We start from the raw sequence: 18533 nt of genomic DNA on the forward strand, positions 1-18533 counted from the left end.
GCGCGCCAACCGATATGCGGCAAGGGCGCAGCACCTGATTATAAAGCGGATTCAGGATGGCAAATTGTTCCGAAAGGCCAAAGCGCGCGAACCGGTCGTGCGAAAGATGCTGCCACCCGCGACATATTGTGCCGCCACCCCCACGCTCCGGTGGTCAGCTCAGCGGACGCTGCGTCGCAAAGACCTTTTTCACGTATTCCTCGCTCAGCCATGCGCAGCCATCGCCGCGCACGAACAGGCAGACATCCCCTTTCCCGAACGAGACACTGCCGTTCCCGTCGCTGAATGTGACCGCCCCTTCCATCAGCAGCATGAGTTCCACTTGCCGGTAAGGAATCTGGCGGCGGTGATAGGGCGTGGAATCCCATGTGCCGGCGCAGAACTCGGCATTGGCCGAAACATAGTCGGAAAAGCCCCGGCAGGTCGGCACTTCGCCCAGAAGGTTCTCGCTCGCTGGCGGGGTTGAAGGATTGAGCGGTGCGCTCTTGTCGATCATTACCGGCACCGTGACATTGCCGGCCCGGTCTGTTGGCGCGGAATAGACCAGCGCCAGCAGGTCGTCCGATGCCGTCCAGCCAAAACTGCAACCGTATGGCAGCGCGCAGCAGTCGTCAGGCCCCAGCACCAGGGCCGCCGTCCCCTCGGCCGCAATCTCCAGCCCGCCTTTCAGCACAAGCACGAACTCGTCGCTCGGCAGAAAGGCAACCTGCCCCGTCCCACGCAGCGCAAAGGCGCACACCACTGCCTTGTCGTCGGCAAAGGCCGGTGCGGCACGGCCGTCCAGCCAGGCTGCCGATGGTGCAGTCCCCTCGGCATAGGCGCGCAGGTCCATCACCGCACCCACCGCCGTTTGCCCAGCTTTCAAGGTCATCATGCGCTCTCTCTTTCCGATCCGAAAACCTGTCTGTCCTGCGCCTCCTTCGCGGCAATCAGGCTGCGCGCGATGGTCAGGTCCTGCAAGGCGATGCCCGAACTGTCGAACACGGTGATCTGTTCGGGCGACGTCCGCCCCGCGGCCCTGCCCAGCAGCACATCGCCCAGTGCCGTGATCCGGGCGCGATCGCCGGTAAAGTGCTGCAAGTCGCCCATGACCGCGGCCTGTGCCGGGTGATCGCAGAACAGAGCCGCCCGTTCGAAGAGCGCGGGCGGCAATTCCTGCTTGCCTGCCGCGTCCGATCCCATGCTGGCCACATGCGTGCCGGGCCGCACCCAGTCAGCCTCGAACAAGGGCGCGCGCGCGGGCGTCGCGGTCACGATGATGTCTGCCCGCGCACATGCCTCTTTCGCGCCCGCCAGTGCAGCGTTCAGCCCTTCGGCTGAGAGCGCGTCTGCGAAATCGCGGCCCTTCGCCTCATCGCGCGCCACGACCAGCACTTCGGTGATGGGCCGGATGCGCGCAATGGCAAGGCATTCGAACAGCGCCTGATTGCCCGCACCGAAGATTGCCAGAACCGAAGCATCGGGCCGCGCCAGCACATCAGCCGCAACCGCATCGGCCGCTGCCGTGCGATAGGCGTTGACCTTGCCTGCCTCGATCACCCATTCGATCCGGCCGATGCGCTGGTCGAACAGCAGGATCACCGAATTGTGCCGGGGCAGGCCGATTGCCGGATTGCCAGGCCAGAACGATCCCACCTTCAGCCCCGCAAAGGCGGCGGTCGCTGCCGATTTGATCGAGAAGCGGTTTGCCGCATCGGAGCCATGCGCCAGCACGGCGGGAAACAGCACCGCGCCCTCAACCACCGCGCACAGCGCCTCGCGCGCTGCGGCAAAGGCCATCGCGTGCGTTACCAGCGCGGCGGATTCATCCTCGGAAATGAACTTCAAGACATGCTCCTGTTCCAGCGGATCACTCAGCCTGCAAGCTCGGCCTGCGACCGGTGACACAGCACTGCGTTTCCTGAGTCGAGCTGGCGCAACGGCGGCGAGGCCGTGTCGCAGCGGCCTGCGATTGCCACCGGGCAGCGCGGCAGGAACCGGCAAAGCCCCCCGCCATCGTCCGGCGCGGCCAGACGCGGCGGGTCCTTCCGGCCCACATCCGAAAGCCAGTCGGTGCGCAGTTCCGGCACAGAGGAAATCAGCAGATCGGTGTAGGGATGAAAGGGCGGTGCCGCATAGGCGCGGGCCGGGCCGCTTTCCACGCAGGTGCCCTTGTAAAGCACCACAATCTCGTCACACAGCGCCTGAACCGTGGCGATGTCGTGGCTGATGAACAGATAGGCCACGCCCAGATCGCGCCGCAGTTCGGCCAGAAGTTCCAGAATGGCCTCGCGCACCACGGTATCCAGCGCCGATGTCACCTCGTCGCACAGGATCAGGTCGGGCTTTGCGGCAAGCGCGCGGGCAAGGTTGATGCGCTGCTTCTGCCCGCCCGAAAGCTCGTCGCAGCGGCGCGTTGCCACGGCTGCGGGCAGCCTGATGAGGTCCAGCAGCTCTGCCACGCGCGCACGCGCCGCATGGCCGCTGATCCCCTCGTAGAAGCGCAGCACCCGGCCCAGTATCTCGCCAACGCTATGCGCCGGGTTCAGCGCGATGTCGGCATTCTGGAACACGATCTGGACGCGCCGCAGTTCCTCGCGCGAACGATCCTTCAGCGAACGTGCCAGCGGCTGCCCGTCAAGCAGGACCGTGCCTGCGGTTGGCGCCAAAAGGCCCGCCACCACGCGCGCCACGGTCGATTTGCCTGAACCGGATTCGCCGATCACGCCAACCGCCGCGCCCCGGCCGATGTGCAGGCTCACATCGCTGAGCACCGGATGCGCGGCCCGGCCCTCGCGATCAACCGGACCATAGCCTGCGCAAATCCCCTCGATGCTCAGCAGCGGGCTGCCCGTGGCGGGCGCAGGGACCGCTGCCTTCACCACGGGGCGCGCTGCTGCCAGCAGGGTGCGCGTGTAATCGTCTGCCGGGGTTTCCAGCACGGCGCGCACGGCGTCCTGCTCGCGCACCCTGCCACGGTTCAGCACAAGGATCCGGTCCGCCATCTGTGCCACAACGGCCAGATCGTGCGAGACATAGACGCCCGTCGCCCCCTGATCGCGCACGACCTTGCGGAAGGCTTGCAGCACTTCCACCTGCGTCGTCACGTCAAGCGCGGTGGTCGGCTCGTCGAAGATCACCAGATCAGGCCGCGTTATCAGCGCCATTGCCGCCATCAGGCGCTGCAATTGCCCGCCCGAAAGTTCGTGCGGATAACGGCTGCCGATGCCGGCCGGATCGGGCAGAGAGAGCGCCTCGAACAGTTCCACCGCGTGCCGCCGCGCCTCGGCGTCGCTTGCCGTGCCGTGAATCAGCGCCGGTTCGATAACCTGTTCCATCACCCTGCGCGACGGATTGAAGGCGGCAGCGGCGCTTTGCGCCACATAGGTGATCCGGTTGCCGCGCTGGGCGGCAAGGCTCGCGGACTCCGTGCCATCCAGCGTTGCATCGCCCACGCGGATGCGGCCTTCGATCCGTGCTCCGCCGCGCGCATATCCCATGAGCGAAAGCGCAATCGTCGTCTTGCCCGATCCGGATTCCCCGATCAGGGCCAGCACCTCGCCGCGCGGGATCGCAAACGATACGTCATCGACAATGCGCAGCGCCGATCCATCGGGCGCGCGCACCGTCACGCACAGGTTGCAGACTTCGACATGTGCCGCACCTGTTTGTGAAGGGGCGATTTGCGCCTGCGCCGTCATTCGGCCTTCCCCTGCGTTGCGGCATCGATCAGGAGATTCACCCCCACCGTCAGGCTGGCAATGGCCACCGCCGGCGCAATGATCGCCAGCGCCCCTTCGGCAAGCCCGGAGGTGTTCTCGCGCACCAGTGATCCCAGATCGGCATCGGGCGGCTGAAGCCCCAGTCCAAGGAAGCTAAGCCCAGAAAGCAGCAGCACGATGAACACGAAGCGCAGCCCGATATCGGCAAACAGCGGCCGCATCATGTTCGGCAGGACTTCCACCAGCGCCAGATAGAGCCGCCCCTCGCCCCGCGCACGCGCCACCTCCACATAGTCCAGCCGCGCCAGCCCCACCGCAAGCGAACGGGCAATGCGGAAATTGCCCGGCACATAGGTCAGGGCAAGGATCAGCGTCAGCAGCACGATCGATGATCCGAAGGCCGCCACAAGGACCAGCGCGAAGATCTTGCTGGGGATCGAGATGAGCGTATCCATCGACCGCGAGAGGATTTCGTCCAGCCAGCGCGGGCCGACCGCCGCACACAGCGCAAGCCCCGTGCCGATGCTGGCCGCGATCGCCACCGCAATCGCGGAAAGTCCCACGGTGAAGCGCGCCCCGGAAAGCAGGCGGCTGAGAACATCGCGTCCCAGAAAATCGCTGCCCAGAAGGAACCTGCCGCTCGATCCGGCAAAGACCTCTTCGTTGACGAAGGAGCCGGGCGGATAGGGCGCGACGAACGGCCCGGCAATGGCCACCACGATCCAGAACACGACAAGCCCCAGACCCAGCTTGCCCGAAAGCGGAAGCCGCCGCGCGGCACGTATGAGGCTGTCCATGGTCATCCCTGTCGCAGGCGCGGATTGGCAAGGATCGCCACCGTATCGGCAATCAGGACCAGCAGCAGATAGGTGGCGCAGAAGATCATGGCGCAGGCCTGAAGCAGCGGCATGTCGCGCGATGTCACGGCATTGACCATCAGGCTGGCAAGGCCCGGATAACTGAAGATCGTCTCCACGATGATCGCGCCTCCGAACAGATAGGAAAGGCTCAGCGCCATGGCATTCACGATCGGGCCAACGGCATTGGGCAGCACGTGGCGGAAGATCAGGCGCCGCTGCGAAACGCCCTTGAGCCGGGCCATCTCGACATAGGGCCGATCCAGTTCGGCGATGATCGCGGCGCGGATCATCCGGCCAAGCTGGGCAATCACCCCCACGCCCAGCACCATCACCGGCATGGCATAGGCCCGCAGGAACTCTCCGGGTGTCGGGTCCTGCGGCACGATGGTGATCGAAGGCAGCCACAGCAGCTTCACCGAGAAGACCAGCACCGCGATTGTCGCAACCAGAAACTCCGGCAGGGCCACCATCGCCAGCGTCAGGATGTTGAGCGCGCGGTCGGTCGTCCGCCCCCGCGTCACGGCTGATGTGATGCCCACAAGGAACGCGAAAGGCACCGAAAACAGCGTGGTCAGCGCGGCCAGCGTCAGCGTGTTGGGCAATCGCTCGGAGATGATCTCGGCCACGGGCTTGTTTGCCACCAGCGACATGCCGGGATCGCCGCCAATGATCGCGCGCAACCATTCAAGGTATCGCACCACCGCCGGGCGATCGAGCCCCATCTCATGGCGCAGCGCCGCGATCTGTTCGGACGTTGCGCCCTGGCCCAGCAGTTCCTGCGCGGCATCGCCCGGCAGAAGCCCGCTGATCGTGAAGATCACGGCTGAAACCAGCAACAGCGTGAACAGCGCCAGCACCACGCGCTGCGCCACGAGCCGGGCCGGACCGCGCCAGCGCGCAGCAGGAGCCGTCCCGCTCATGCGTCAAGCCACACGTGTTCGCCGAAGCTGTAGCCCATGAGGCCACCCATCGGTATCGGCTGAAGGCCGCGCACGCGGCGGTCATACCCGTCGAGCAGGCTGATGAAGACGGGAATGCCCACCCCGCCGGTCTGGTGGATCATGAGCTGCATCTCGCCATAGATGGCCTTGCGCACGGCCGGATCGCGGGCTTGCCGCGCCTCGATCAGCATCCGGTCGAACCGTTCGTTCTTCCAGCCCGCCTCGTTCTCTGTCGCCTTCGACTGGAAGAACAGGCTGAACATGAGATCGGCAGTGGGCCGCTGGTTGATGTTCCCGAAGGTCAGCGGATGCTTCATCCAGTGGGTTGACCAGTAGCCATCGCTTGGCACCCGGTTGATCGCAAGATTCAGCCCGATCCGCGCGGCATGTTCCTGAAGGATGGACCCCATATCAACCGACTGCGTGGCCGCTGGCGAGACATAGACCGGCAGGCGCGTGCCCAGCAGCCCGGACCGCTTCAGCAGGAACCTCGCCCTATCCGGATCGAAGGCACGCTGCGGGATGGCGGGGTTGAAATGGGGATCAAGCGGCGAAATCGGCTGATCGTTCGCAATCGTCGCAAATCCCCGGAACAGGGCCCGCTTGATAAGGTCGCGGTCCAGCAGATACTTCATCGCCAGTGCAAAGTCGGGATGCCCGGTCACGGGATTGTCCTGGCGCATGACCAGATCGGTATAGACGCCGGACTTGGTCTCCATGACCAGATGTGATCCTGATGCCCTGACGCGCTTGACCGAACCGGGGCTGACGGCAATGACCATCTGCACATCGCCCGAAAGCAGGGCGTTGACCCGCGAGAGTTCATCGGGGATGGCAATCAGCTCGATCTCGTCGAGATAGGGCTTGCCGGACTTCCAGTAATTGGGGTTGCGCCGCACGATGGTGCGGATGCCCGGCGCAAAGGCTTTGAGAACGAATGGGCCGGTGCCGTTCGCCTCGCGGAAATCGCGCCGCCCGTTTTCCACGATGACGAACTGCGGCTGGGCAAGGATCACGGGAATGTCTGGATTGGGGCCGACGAGCCGCAGCTCCACCTCAAGCGGGCCGATGCGCCGCGCGCTCACGAACTGTTCGGCAACCGCCTTCACCTTCGATCCCACCGCAGGATCGCGGTGGCGCAGCAGCGAATAGACCACGTCGTCGGCCGTCAGTGCCTTGCCATTATGGAAATGCACGCCGCGGCGCAGGCGGATGGTCCATCTGATATTGTCGTCCGTCTCGATGGATTCGGCCAGCCCTGCCTTGACCAGCAGCCCCTGGTCATACTGCATCAGCCCGCTGTAAAGCAGGAACATGCGCATGTAGTCGCTCGAATTGCCCGCGCGCGCAGGGTCAAGCGTATCGGCCGTAGAGGCCACGATACCGGCAACGCGGACACGCCCGCCCATGCGCGGCTTTCCGGCAAGCCTCGTCGCCGGAGCGAGTGCCGCTCCGGCTGCAAGGCCGCCCAGAAGGCCGCGTCGCGAAAGCATCAGAGGCCCACCACCGCAGGCAGCGCACCGATGTGCGGGATCTCCACATCGCGGTAGTTCGCGTTCGAAGGCTCATGCCCGCGCCCGACAAACACCCGGCAGCCAAAGCCGAGGTCGGTCGCGGTGTTCTGATCATAGCGGAAGCTGGACGAAACGTGCATCCCCACTTCCGGCCCCATGCCAAGCTGATCGAACATGTATTCGAACGCCTGCATCCGCGGCTTGTAGGCCTGCGCGCTCTCGGCGGTATAGACCTTGTAGAAAGTCGCGCCGAGCTTTTCGACGTTCGACATGATCTGGCTGTTCATCGCGTTGGAAAGGATCACCAGCGGGATCTTGTCACAGATTTTCGAAAGGCCGCCCGGCACGTCATCGTGCGGGCCCCACGTCGGCACGGCTTCATAAACCGCGTCAGCCTCTTCCCGGCGGAAGGGAACGCCCCACTTCTTCGAGCAGCGCTCAAGCGAATTGGCGATGACTTCACGGTAGGGCTTCCACGGGCCAAGCACCTCGTCCAGCCGGTAGGCCGCCCAGTCCTTGCAGAAAGCAGGCAGCGCTTCGGCGGGCAGGCGATCAGCATAGAACTGCGTGGCCATCTCCGTCATGCGGAAGCGGGTCAGCGTGCCGTAGCAATCGAAGCTGATGAACTTGGGGGTGAAAACGGCGGTGCTCATGGCTGCAACTCGGTCCCTGTTCCTGATGCTTGCGGCATGGCCGGAAGGCTGGTTTCGATGCTCACAGATCACCACCATTGCAGCGGAACTTGCACCCGTTCGGCTTGCCCCGACAAGGCGCGTCACGCTTTTTTGGGCGGATCAACGGCATGGCATGCCGCACCTCAATAACCCCGTGTGCGATCGACCTCCCCCACGAGCGGCGCCCCTTCCAGCAGGCGGATGACATTGTCGGCCAGCACTTCCCCAGCGGTCGCGTGGCGCGTTTCGGCGGCAACGTGGGGCGTCAGGAAAATCGCGGGATGGCTGTAGAATGGATGGCCTGCGGGCAGCGGCTCCGGGTCGGTCACGTCCAGCATGGCCGCGCGCAGGCGCCCGCTGTCGAGCGCTGCGATCAGGTCATCGGCCACCAGGTGCCCGCCGCGCCCGGCATTGATGACCGCGCTGCCCCGCGGCATCTTCCCGAAGGTCTCGCGGCACAGAATGCCGCGTGTCTCTTGGGTCAGCGGCAGCAGGCAGACAAAGGTGTTCGCCCCGGCCAGAAACGCCTCTAAGCCTTCCGCTCCGGCATGGCAGGCAACCCCCGGAATCTCGTGGGCGCTGCGGCTCCAGCCGGAAAGCGTGAAGCCCAGCGGCCTCAGCATCTCGATGGCCGCCTTGCCCAGTTCGCCCAGCCCCATGATGCCCACCCGCGTTTCCGCCGCCAGCCGGGTATGACGATAGGTCCAGCGCCCCGCGCGCTGTTCGTTGATGAAGAACGGCAGATCGCGGTGCATGGCAAGGCAGGCCATGGCGACATATTCGGCCATCCCGGTAATGATGCCCTGCTCCACCATGCGCACCACGCGCACTTGCGGGGGCAGATCGGCAATCGGCAACTGGTCGATCCCCGCACCCACGCTGAACAGCACTTCAAGATTGGGGAACTGCGCAACAAAGTCGGCAGGTGCGTTCCATGCAGCCAGAAAGCGCACCTCGGCCGGATCGACTGCATCGTGCCCCCAGCGCCGGAAGGGCAGGTGCGGAACGCGCTCTGCCATGATCTGCGCCCAGACCCGGCCCCGTTCCTCAAGCCCGTGATACAGCATTATCATTTCGACCGCTTCCCTTGTTGCCACCACATGACCGGGCCGGAAATGCCCAGCCCCACCAGCACCAGTGCCTCGATCAGCAGGACCAGCCTGCCGGTGATCCCGAAGGCATCGCCCGCATGATAGGGCAGAACTTTCATCCACAGCGCCGGATTGTCCTGCGCCCTGATCGTGCGCACGATCCGGCCCTGGGCAAGATCGACCTTCACGATATGCACAGCCAGCGCATTGCGTTCGGGTGCCAGCAGGTTCGCGTCCATCATGCCACCGGGCGAAAAGCGCAGATCGCGCACCCTGGCCTTCGGAAAGGCTGCCTTTGCCAGTGCCATCGCGCGCCGCACTTCGGCCTCGGCGGGCGAATGGCGCCCTGCCCGTGCCGGCAGCGCCTTGCCGGGCGCGATGGCTGCGGCAAGATCGGCCCCCGCCATCAGCAACCCCGTCGCCGCACTGACGGTGATGAGCACGGCCGCCACCACTCCGATGCTGCGATGCCAGTGCCGCAACCGGATGCGCGAGGGCAGACGCGGATTGATCGCAAGCGCCTTCGCCCAGTGTCCGTTCCGTGGCCACCAGTATGCAAGGCCCGTGGCGGCCATGGCCAGCAGCACAAGGCCCGTCATCGCCACGATCATCAGGCCGGTTGTCCCGGCCATCAGCCGGTAATGCAGTTGCAGGGCCGCTTCGGCAGGAAAGGCGGCCAGTCCGCCCTCGCGCCGGATCCGGCCGGAAACCGGATCAATCGCGGCAAGACTGCGCGCACCGGCCGCATCGGCAAGCTGGACCCGTGCCAGATCGCCCTGTGCTGCGGGCATCCACAACCGCTCCACCCACTTGCCGCTGGCCGATGCCGCCACGACCAGCCTCTCGGCGGGCAGAACCGGCCCTGCGGCTGGCGGCCCCGCGATCAGCCGGTCAAGCGGCGCCCTGAACAGCAGCACCGCGCCGGTAAGGGCTTGCAGGATCAGCAGCGGCGCAAACAGCAAGGCAATGCGCCGGTGCCATGCCAGAAAAGTGCTGCGGCGCATGTCGTCCTCTCGTTCCAACCGGCAGGGCCATCGCGTCAAGCGCGGCAGCCCTGCCGGCCCTTGTCAGAACGAGAAGCTTGCGCGCACGTTGAAGGCGCGCGGGGCGCCGGGTGCAACCCACAGCCGCGCATAGGACGCGGTGTAGAACTGCTTGTCGAACAGGTTGGTCACATCAGCGGTGATCTTCACGTTGTCGGTCGGCTCGAAGCTCGCCAGCAGACGCGCAATGACATAGCCGGGCAGTTCGAATGTCGAACCGGTTTCACCCAGCCGCTTGCCCACATAGTTGATGCCGCCGCCAAACGTGGCGCGATGCCCGCCGATCATGAAACCCTTGGTCGCGATGAGATTCGCCGCATGTTCGGGAATGTTGATGAGACGGTCGCCGGGGTTGATCGTCAGGCCGAAGTCCTTGTCGCCGGCTGCGGTCGTCCACTTGGCATCAAGATAGGCATATGTAGCGATGATAGTGATATCGCCGGGCAGGTTGGCGTTGAAGTCCATCTCGATCCCGCGCGAACGGGCCTTGCCGCCAGCAATCGAGAACCCGGCATTGGCCGGATTGGGATCGGCGGTGAGGATGTTGTTCTTCGTCATGGTGAAGGCCGCGATCGAGCCGCTCAGCGCACCGCCCGGTTCGCCAAGGCGCACGCCCACTTCATAGGACTTGCTCAGCTCGGCCGGGAAGGGATTGCTGGCCGCATCGACGCCGCTGTTCGGACGGAAGCCCTCGCCATATCCGGCAAAGACCGAGATATCGTCGCTCACTTCGTAAAGCACGCCGCCGGTGGGGTTGAACTGGGTCTGGTGCACAGCCGGGGCGAACCGGTTGGTATTCCGGTTCAGCACGGTCTGGCGGTAATTGTCATAGCGGCCGCCAAGGCGCAGCTTCAGGCGGTCGGTCAAATCCATCTGATCCTGGAAGTAGATACCCCACGCCTTCTGCGTTTCATAGGTATTGGTCAGCGGCGTGGCGCCCAGCGCCAGCGTCTGCCCATAGACCGGATTGAAGATGTTGACGGCATAGTTCGCCGCGGTGATCGGCGTTCCGGCGGTATAGTTCACGGGGCGGCCGCGAAGCTGTAGCAGGTCGATGCGGAAACGGTCCCAGTCCGCGCCCAGCAGCACATGGTGTGCGATGCCGCCAGTATAGAACTTGCCTGAGATTTCCCCGCGCACCACAAGGTTGTCGGTGCTGTAATCGCGCGAACGGCGCTGACGCGAAAGGAAGGTGCCGGTCGAGGTCAGCGTCTGGCGGCGGTTCGTGCCGATCGGATCAAGCTCAGGCTCGCTCGAAAAGCCCTTGAACTCGGTCTCGCGATAGCCGAACCCGGCCAGGAAATACCAGTTTCCGCCAAGCTTCTGCTGGAACTGCACCTGATGGCCCAGCACGTTCACGCGCATCGGGCCATCGCCCGGCTCACCAAAGAAGGTGGAATTGGGCACCACGCCAAGCTGCCCGTTCACCGCAATCGTGCCGCGATCAAATGGGATGCGGTTCTGCATGAACTCCATCTCGTAGGAGATGCTGGTGTCCTTGCTGGGTGCAAACAGGATCGACGGGTTGGCCGCATAAAGCGTCTGGTGAACCGTATCGCGGAAGCTGTCGCCATCCTGTGCTGCGCCGTTCAGGCGGATCGCCACGGTATCGCCGATCGAAAGGTTGTAATCGGCCTCGATGCGGAACGTGTTCCAGCTTCCGCCCTGAACCGCGAAGGTGCCGAAGTCATCGCCGATCTTGGCCTTCTTGGTGATGATGCTCACCGTGCCGCCCGGCTCGCCGCGGCCGAAGACCGCGCCATTGGGGCCTTTGAGGATCTCGATCTTCTCGATGCCCGAAGCATCGCGCGGGCCGCCGTAACCGCGTCCACCGTTGAAGCCGTTCACCAGAACGCCGCCGGCAAAGTTCTCGTCACCGGCAAAGCCGCGAATGGCAAAGCCGTCGAACAGGCCGCCAAAGTTGTTCTGCCGCGAAACACCGCTGGAAAGGTCAAGCGCGGCATCGAAGCGCGTGATGTTGAGGTTTTGCAGCGTCTTGGCGTCGATCACCTGCACGCTTTGCGGCAGGGCGGAAAGGGGCACGTCACCGCGATATTGCTGGCGCTGGCCGATCACCACCATCTCTTCGGCGGGCTTGGCTTCCTCGTCTGCTGCCGCCGCGCTCTGCGCATGGGCGGCAAAGGGCATCGCTCCCGTCGCCACGCCGATTGCCAGCGCGGCCTTTATTGAGGACATCTTCATCATCGCAACTTCACCCCTCTTGTTGATGCGGTTGTTCGATCCCACCCAGCACGTGTAACATTGTTACACGTGCTGCAAGCGAAACCTGCGTTCGAGCCGTCCTGCGGTTTATTGTTATCGCTTCAGCTTATGCCCCCGCAGACGAATCTTGCGTCGAAAGGGTGTGGGCAGACGAACGATTATTGTGAAATTGGCATGACACCGGCATGTTTGTGCCGCCGTCCATGAACGCACCTTCATGCCTGCCCTGCCAGGCAGACCGCACCTGCCGACGTGGGTCCTCGCCGCCTTCCGCAAGGCTCTGGCACGCTGCACCTGATGCACCGAAAAGGGCCGGCCCGGCGCACCTGCCGGACCGGCCCTTGTTTCCTGACCTGCCGCTACGGCAGGCCCGGCAATGTCCCGCTCACAGATACTTGAGCCACCAGATGTCCTTGCGCCGCTGCTTCAGCCCCGCAAACCAGCGGGTGGGGAAGTAGAGCGGCGGAATCAGAACGAAGACCCAGATCCACACGGTCGAAAGGTTGTCCACGCCGAAAACGGTGCCCTTCACCGGCCCGTAAAGCATCAGGGCGGCGTGATAGATGCCCTTCAGCACATACAGATGCAGGATGTAGAAGAACATCGGCGCGCCGCCCAGATAGGCCAGATGCGGCAGGATTGCACCGTCCTGATACTTCTCGAACAGCGCCAGCAGCAGCACGCCCGTTCCCACCGTTGGCAGCAGGAACAGCAGCGAAGGCGGATACTTGGTCAGCGCCAGGAAACTCATCACCGTGCGCAGCGGCGTTTCGCCAATGAACCACGGCTTGTCCCCATAGACATTGGCATAACGGATGAGCACGAAGGCCGCGATCATGCCGGTGCCCAGCATGATGAGCCTGCGCAGCCGCTGCGCCGGATCGGTGCCCTTGGCAAACCACGGGCCGCAAGCATAGCCCAGCAGGATCACCCCGATCCATGGCAGGACGGGATAGGTGGTCTTGGCCGTAAGCCCCATGCCGAGATCAATCACCGACCGCTGATGCAGCACCGCCCAGAGCGCATAGCCGCTGTCTTGCGGCGTCAGAACGATTCCGTCCAGCAGGTTGTGCAGGCACACGATCGCCAGCCCCAGACCAAACTGCATTTTGCGCGGCAGATGGATCAGCGCCGAAAGCGCCACCATCGAAATGCCGATCGCCCAGATCACCTGCAACCAGAACCGTGCTGGCGGAAAGGCGAAGGTCTGCGTCGGCCAGGCAAGGCAGATCACCGTCAGTTCAAGGAAGATCAGGAACAGCCCTCGCTTGAGCAGGAACTCGCTTACCTCCTTCTTCGTGTGCGACTGGCCATAGAGCCAGGCCGAAAGCCCCGTCAGCGCGACGAATGTGGGCGCGCAGAAGGTAGAAAGCAGGCGCGTGAAGAACAGCCCCGGATCGGTCGTGTTGGCGTCCACCGGATCGCTCACCTGCAAGTGCAGGAAAAAGGTCTCGCGCACATGGTCAACCAGCATGAACAGCATCACCAGCCCGCGCAGCGCATCGATGGCCAGAAGCCGCGTTCGCACTGCCGCCGGATTGGCGGCGGCGGCCGCGGCAGGTGCGATGCCCTGCGGCGATGGTGCCAGGCTTGCCATTGCTCCCCTCCTTCTATCGATTCCGTTCAAGTCTCACAGCTTATGCCGATATGACAGCCTATCGTATCGAAGATTGCGCTCTGGCAATCCGATCTTGCCGCCGCCCGGCGGTGCAACCGCAGTTTCATGCCGCAGACGTATCCGGCTTGCAGCGCCCGCCCGGTCCATGGCAGGGCATTGCCATAGCCCTTGAAGGACGTGCATGATCCCTGTTCACACCGGCGTGATTGCCCAGACCATCCAGCTCGCGCTGGCACCCGTATTCGTGCTTGTCGCCATCGGCAACATCATGAACATCCTCACCACCCGCCTTGGCCGCATCGTCGACCGGTCCCGCACACTCCAAGGCCAACACGGCCAGACCACCGGCCGCGAACACGACATGGTGGTGATCGAGCTGCGCTATGTCGACAGGCGCATCCAGCTCATCGGACGCGCGCTGCTGCTGCTGGTCATTTCCGGGCTGGCCATCGGCGTGACAGTGGCTTCGCTGTTCGTGGGCGAGCTGACCGATCTGGAAACGGGCAACCTCACCGGGCTGACCTTCTCGCTCGCCATTGCCATGCTGATGATGGCGCTCGTCTATCTGCTGCTGGAAACGCGCATTGCCGCCAGCTCGCTGCGCCTGCCGCAGGAACTGCTCGAACTGGAACGGAAGATCTGACGGTTCAGGACAGCAGCTTGCCGCTTTTTTCCCGGATCACCCCTTCGATCATGCGGCGCGCAAAGCCGAGGCTGGCCGGAATATCCACCTCCACCACCAGTTCCGCCTCGCCCAGTTCCACCCCGCAATCAAGGGTATAACCCATGGCGGATACGCTCATAACCATGTGATCGTCGTCGGCAAAGGTCGTGGTAACGGTGGCCATGCCATCGGCCTTTTCGGCAGCCTGCGCCGCTTTCTCGCGCAAGCGGCGGCGTGCCTCATCCCGATCGAGCGAATGGGGGATGGCAATGCGCATCAGGGTGCCTTCGGTGCTTCGATCAAGGGCGCCGCTTCCGGCCCGTCGCCGTAACGGTATTCCAGAAAGCGCCCGCGCACGGCAAGGGCATCAAGATCGCCCGCTGCAAGCTGGCGGGTGATTGCATCGATCTCGGCACTGATCTTGCCAAGGCCGTCGGCCAGCTGCTGATCGGCATTGCGCCCGCCGCGCTCCTCACGCCGCAGATGGGCAGGGATCTTGCGCCAGCTTTCGACCATGCCGGGCAGATGTTCGCCCACCAGCTTGCGCACTTCGCCAACGGCGGGTTCGGACGGGTCAAGCCCTTCCAGTTGCACGCCCAGCCCGTCAAGCTGCACGCCGATCCGGTCAACCAGTTGCACCGCGGGCGCGGGCAAGGCCGGGCGCTGCGCCTCAAGCCACAGTTCGGTCCGGCCCACCATGGTGCGCACGTCACCGGTGTTGAGCGCGGCCAGATCGGGCACCTTCATCTTCGGATAAGTGCCGAAGAACCAGAGCGCCGCCACGATCGCCAGGCCCAGCACCATGACCCCGGTCAGGCCGATCCCGTCCAGCACCAGCCCCGCCACCATTGCGCCGGCCAGCAGCACCGCCACTGCCATGGCCATGCGCGCGGCCTTGCGGGCAAAGTGCTGGCGCTTCATCTCGGCCGAACGGCGGCCTATGCTGCGGCGGCCACCGGCGCGGTTGTTGGCCAGCGACTGGCGCGCCGAGGCGATGATCCGGTCGCTTTCATGTGCCGAGGAAGATGGCATCAGTGGCTCAGCCCTCAAGCGTCAGCAGCGACGCGGTTTCGGGACCTGACAGCTTGGCCTGCGCCGCGCCTTCGGCCCGCGCGATATAGCCTTTCGACTTCTCGACCTCGCCCGAAAGCGTGTCCACGGTCTGCTTCATCGCATCCAGCGCCTTCAGCTTGAAGGTATCGATCGTGTCCATCGTGTCGTAGATGTTCTGGAAGGCGCGCTGGAGCGTTTCCAGCGGGATCGTGCTCGATGCCGCCATCTCGTGAATCTTGCCGGTCTGCTCGCGCAGGAGCTTGCCGGTGGAATCGATCATGTTCGCCGTCGTGGTGTTGAGCGCGGTGATCTGCTGCAAGACCAGCCGCTGGTTGGTCATCGCCTGCGCCACGGTCACGGCGGTGCGCAGCGCGGCCACGGTGGTGGTGCTGGCCCGGTCCACGCCCTTGACCAGTTCGACATTGTTCTTCTTCACCAGATCGAGCGCGAGATAGCCCTGCACCGTCACCGCCATCTGCGTCAGCAGGTCCTGCGTGCGCTGGCGGGTGTAGAACAGCGCAGATTCACGGATCGCCTTGGCCTTGGCCGGATCGGTGGCATCCAGATCGGCGGCGGCCTCTTCAAGCCTTGCGTCGAGCGTGCGGGAAATGTGGATCATCTGCTCCAGATTGCCCATCGCTTCCCACAGCTTCTGCCGCTCCACATCGATCGCGGCATTGTCCATCAGCAGTTCGTCCTTGCCCGATGAAAGCCGGTCGAGGATCGCCTTGATGTGCCCCTGCGCCGAAGTGTAGCTGTCGAAATAGCGCTTCAGGCTGTTGCCGAAGGGGATGATCCCCAGAAACTTGCGCCCGGTGGAAAGCTTGCCCTGCTTGCCGGGGTCCAGATCCTCGATCGTGCGGCGCAGTTCGGCCAGATCGGCCCCCACGCCGTTGTCCTTGTCCATCGCGCGCACCGGCCGGTCCAGAAACCGGTTCGACATGCCTGCTGCCGCCGCAATTTCCTTGCGCCCCATGTTGGTAAGCTGATCGACCTTGCGGCCGAACTCCGGGCTTTGCGCATCAACCGCGATCAGATCGGCCACAAAGGCATCGACCTTGGCTTCCAGCTTGCTGCGGTTCTCCTGCGAGACCGGCACCAGCCCGGCAGCCTCGGCGGGCGCCACCACCGGCACCGGATCGGGCGGGGTCAGGGTGATCGGGCTCATCGTGGCGGTTTCGGAGGGTGTGGAAGCCATCGGTATCGAACTTTCAACGTGGGATCAGCCCAACTGGGTTCAGCGGGCAACATGGTGTCTTGCGCGCGCTGGCGCAACCTGTCTTATACTCGCAACACAGCGCAGCGCCTTCGTCCGTATCGACGGAGCGCCCGCCGCGCTCCACGAACGACACCATGGACCCGACAACCACACAGGACGGCGGCCTGCGCTGCGCCGTGTTTGGCGCCAGCGGGGGCCTTGGCGCGGCTTTCACCCGGTTGCTGGCCGCGCGCGATGACGTGGCGCAAGTCCACGCGCTTGCCCGGCGCGCGCTTGCCCCGGCAGACAAGGTGATCCCGCACTGCTTCGATCTGACCGATGAAGCCTCGATCGCGGCGGCCTGCGCAGGGCTGGGCGACCGGCTCGACATGGTGATCGTGGCCACCGGCCGCCTCACGCGGGCAAACGGTGAAGGGCCGGAAAAGTCGTGGCGCGGCCTTGGCGCGGATGCCATGGCCGAACTCTTCGCGATCAACGCCATCGGCCCCGCGCTTGTCGGCAAACATGCCCTGCCCCTGCTGCGCCGGGCAGAACGGCCGGTCTTCGCCGCCATCTCGGCGCGCGTCGGATCGATCTCCGACAACCGGCTGGGCGGGTGGCATTCCTACCGCGCGTCCAAGGCCGCGCTCAACATGCTGGTGCGCAATTTCGCGATAGAGATGGGGCGCCTCCACCCCGCCGCTGTGGTGGTTTCACTGCATCCCGGCACGGTTGACACCCCGCTGTCCCGTCCCTTCCAGCGCGGTGTCGCGCCCGAAAGGCTGTTCACGAGCGAGCATTCCGCCGCCTGTCTGCTGGATGTGATGAGCCGCCTTTCGCCTGCCGACAGCGGCAAATGCTTTGCATGGGACGGTGCCGAAATCCCCTTCTGAACCGCACCGGGCGCGGTCCGGCTCAGGCGCTTTCGCGGGCGACCAGCCGGAAGCCCACGTCGATCCACCGTTCGGCCAGCGGTTCCTGCGCGCAGTGGCGGCGGATTGCGGCAATCGCCTCGCGTGCGATGCGCGCCCCGTCCACCTCAACCGAAGTGATCGTGGGCCGCATCTCGCCCGCGATCGAGCTGTTGCCGAAACCGATCACGGCAATGTTGTCGGGCACGCGCAGCCCGGCGGCCAGCGCCTCCACGATCACGCCCTGCGCCAGATAGTCGGACCCGCAGACCACCACATCGGGCAGTTCGGGCAGGCGCCGGATCTCGGCAAAGATGCGCCGCGCGTGGCCGAAGCGCGAAGGCACCTCCACATCCGATTCGCTGATGGCGCCGCTTGCCGATCGCGCCCATTCCTCGACAAAGCCCGCACGCCTCATCTGCGCGCGCGCGCCCTCGGCCGTCACCAGATGCGGCCTGCGATACCCGCGCTGCATCACAAAGCGGGCAATGTCGCGCCCGGCCGCATGGTGCGAAAAGCCCACCGCAATGCCGATGGGATCATCGGGCAGCTCCCACACCTGAATGAACAGGGCTGGCGATCGCCGCACCATGGCTTCCACCTGCGCGGTCATCGGCCCGGTAAAGATGATGGCGTCCACCCTCCGGCTCAGGGCGGCGCGGATCAGGTCTTCCGTGCGCGCCTCCGAAACGCCGGTCAGCCCCATCATCACCGTGATGCCTGCGGCGGAAAGCTCTTCCACCATGGCCTGCATCGTATCGTTGAAGATCGAATCGGTAAGGTAGGGGATCAGCACCCCCACCATCCGCGAACGGCTCGATGCCAGCCCGCCCGCCAGCAGATTGGGGATATAGCCCGTGGCGGCAATCGCGGCGCGGATGCGTTCGGCGGTGGCCTTGGCCACCACGGCGGGATTGTTCACATACCGGCTCACCGTGGCGGTGGAAACGCCGGCGCGCGCGGCCACATCGTCAAGCGTCGGCGCTTTTCCGGCAAGTGTGTCGGGGCTGGGCGGCAGGGCCTTGGTCATCCGGCGGATGCT

17 protein-coding genes are annotated in these 18533 nt (G+C 64.7%); 2 read left to right on the forward strand and 15 right to left on the reverse strand.

Translation table 11 applies throughout. The annotated features are described in order from the left end of the window. Positions 1-154: 154 nt before the first annotated feature. The 11 genes from DKM43_RS01745 to DKM43_RS01795 all read right to left on the reverse strand — a co-directional run bounded on the left by DKM43_RS01745 (position 155) and on the right by DKM43_RS01795 (position 13644). Positions 155-874, reverse strand: coding sequence for a cupin domain-containing protein (locus tag DKM43_RS01745; protein WP_236632325.1), 720 nt, complete (start codon positions 872-874; stop codon positions 155-157). Next, positions 871-1827, reverse strand: a complete 957-nt coding sequence (locus DKM43_RS01750) for an ornithine cyclodeaminase family protein (RefSeq protein WP_109796749.1) — start codon at positions 1825-1827, stop codon at positions 871-873. The genes DKM43_RS01745 and DKM43_RS01750 overlap by 4 nt, the downstream gene beginning before the upstream one ends. A gap of 26 nt (positions 1828-1853) precedes the next feature. Next, positions 1854-3680 (reverse strand): ABC transporter ATP-binding protein, encoded by a 1827-nt coding sequence (locus tag DKM43_RS01755; RefSeq protein ID WP_109796750.1) that lies wholly within the window; start codon positions 3678-3680, stop codon positions 1854-1856. Continuing rightward, the gene (locus DKM43_RS01760; protein WP_109796751.1) at positions 3677-4498 is read right to left on the reverse strand and encodes an ABC transporter permease; all 822 of its coding nucleotides are present in this window, start codon (positions 4496-4498) and stop codon (positions 3677-3679) included. The genes DKM43_RS01755 and DKM43_RS01760 overlap by 4 nt, the downstream gene beginning before the upstream one ends. A 2-nt stretch (positions 4499-4500) precedes the next feature. After that, on the reverse strand, positions 4501-5481 hold the full coding sequence (locus DKM43_RS01765) for an ABC transporter permease (RefSeq protein WP_109796752.1): 981 nt from the start codon (positions 5479-5481) through the stop codon (positions 4501-4503). After that, positions 5478-6995: an ABC transporter substrate-binding protein gene (locus DKM43_RS01770; protein WP_109796753.1), complete on the reverse strand. Its 1518-nt coding sequence runs from the start codon at positions 6993-6995 to the stop codon at positions 5478-5480. The genes DKM43_RS01765 and DKM43_RS01770 overlap by 4 nt, the downstream gene beginning before the upstream one ends. After that, the gene (locus DKM43_RS01775; protein ID WP_109796754.1) at positions 6995-7669 is read right to left on the reverse strand and encodes a haloacid dehalogenase type II; all 675 of its coding nucleotides are present in this window, start codon (positions 7667-7669) and stop codon (positions 6995-6997) included. The genes DKM43_RS01770 and DKM43_RS01775 overlap by 1 nt, the downstream gene beginning before the upstream one ends. Before the next feature lie 164 nt (positions 7670-7833). Next, positions 7834-8763: a 2-hydroxyacid dehydrogenase gene (locus DKM43_RS01780; RefSeq protein WP_109797038.1), complete on the reverse strand. Its 930-nt coding sequence runs from the start codon at positions 8761-8763 to the stop codon at positions 7834-7836. Continuing rightward, a complete protein-coding gene (locus DKM43_RS01785; RefSeq protein WP_109796755.1) occupies positions 8760-9785 on the reverse strand; it encodes a PepSY-associated TM helix domain-containing protein in 1026 nt (341 codons plus the stop codon). The genes DKM43_RS01780 and DKM43_RS01785 overlap by 4 nt, the downstream gene beginning before the upstream one ends. Positions 9786-9848: 63 nt before the next feature. Continuing rightward, the gene (locus DKM43_RS01790) at positions 9849-12029 is read right to left on the reverse strand and encodes a TonB-dependent siderophore receptor (protein WP_109797039.1); all 2181 of its coding nucleotides are present in this window, start codon (positions 12027-12029) and stop codon (positions 9849-9851) included. 403 nt (positions 12030-12432) lie between these two features. After that, positions 12433-13644 (reverse strand): DUF1624 domain-containing protein, encoded by a 1212-nt coding sequence (locus DKM43_RS01795; RefSeq protein WP_109796756.1) that lies wholly within the window; start codon positions 13642-13644, stop codon positions 12433-12435. Positions 13645-13846: 202 nt separating this feature from the next. On the opposite strand from DKM43_RS01795, the gene DKM43_RS01800 reads away from it, so the two are divergent. After that, a complete protein-coding gene (locus tag DKM43_RS01800; protein ID WP_236632326.1) occupies positions 13847-14308 on the forward strand; it encodes a DUF2721 domain-containing protein in 462 nt (153 codons plus the stop codon). Between the two features lie 4 nt (positions 14309-14312). On the opposite strand, the gene DKM43_RS01805 is transcribed toward DKM43_RS01800, so the two are convergent. From DKM43_RS01805 to DKM43_RS01815, 3 genes are read right to left on the reverse strand one after another with little or no spacing between them, the layout of a single operon-like run. After that, positions 14313-14606 carry a polyhydroxyalkanoic acid system family protein gene (locus tag DKM43_RS01805; RefSeq protein WP_109796757.1) on the reverse strand — a complete coding sequence of 98 codons (294 nt, stop codon included), beginning with the start codon at positions 14604-14606 and terminating at the stop codon, positions 14313-14315. Continuing rightward, positions 14606-15361, reverse strand: coding sequence for a hypothetical protein (locus DKM43_RS01810; protein ID WP_109796758.1), 756 nt, complete (start codon positions 15359-15361; stop codon positions 14606-14608). The genes DKM43_RS01805 and DKM43_RS01810 overlap by 1 nt, the downstream gene beginning before the upstream one ends. Positions 15362-15368: 7 nt before the next feature. Beyond that, a complete protein-coding gene (locus DKM43_RS01815; RefSeq protein WP_109796759.1) occupies positions 15369-16580 on the reverse strand; it encodes a toxic anion resistance protein in 1212 nt (403 codons plus the stop codon). A gap of 155 nt (positions 16581-16735) precedes the next feature. On the opposite strand from DKM43_RS01815, the gene DKM43_RS01820 reads away from it, so the two are divergent. Then, the gene (locus DKM43_RS01820) at positions 16736-17473 is read left to right on the forward strand and encodes an SDR family NAD(P)-dependent oxidoreductase (protein WP_201739750.1); all 738 of its coding nucleotides are present in this window, start codon (positions 16736-16738) and stop codon (positions 17471-17473) included. Between the two features lie 22 nt (positions 17474-17495). Here the strand turns inward: DKM43_RS01820 and DKM43_RS01825 are convergent, their stop codons facing one another. Further along, positions 17496-18521, reverse strand: a complete 1026-nt coding sequence (locus DKM43_RS01825) for a LacI family DNA-binding transcriptional regulator (protein ID WP_109796760.1) — start codon at positions 18519-18521, stop codon at positions 17496-17498. Positions 18522-18533: the final 12 nt, after the last annotated feature.

Source organism: Novosphingobium meiothermophilum (genome assembly GCF_003171715.1).
Lineage (GTDB): Bacteria > Pseudomonadota > Alphaproteobacteria > Sphingomonadales > Sphingomonadaceae > Novosphingobium > Novosphingobium meiothermophilum.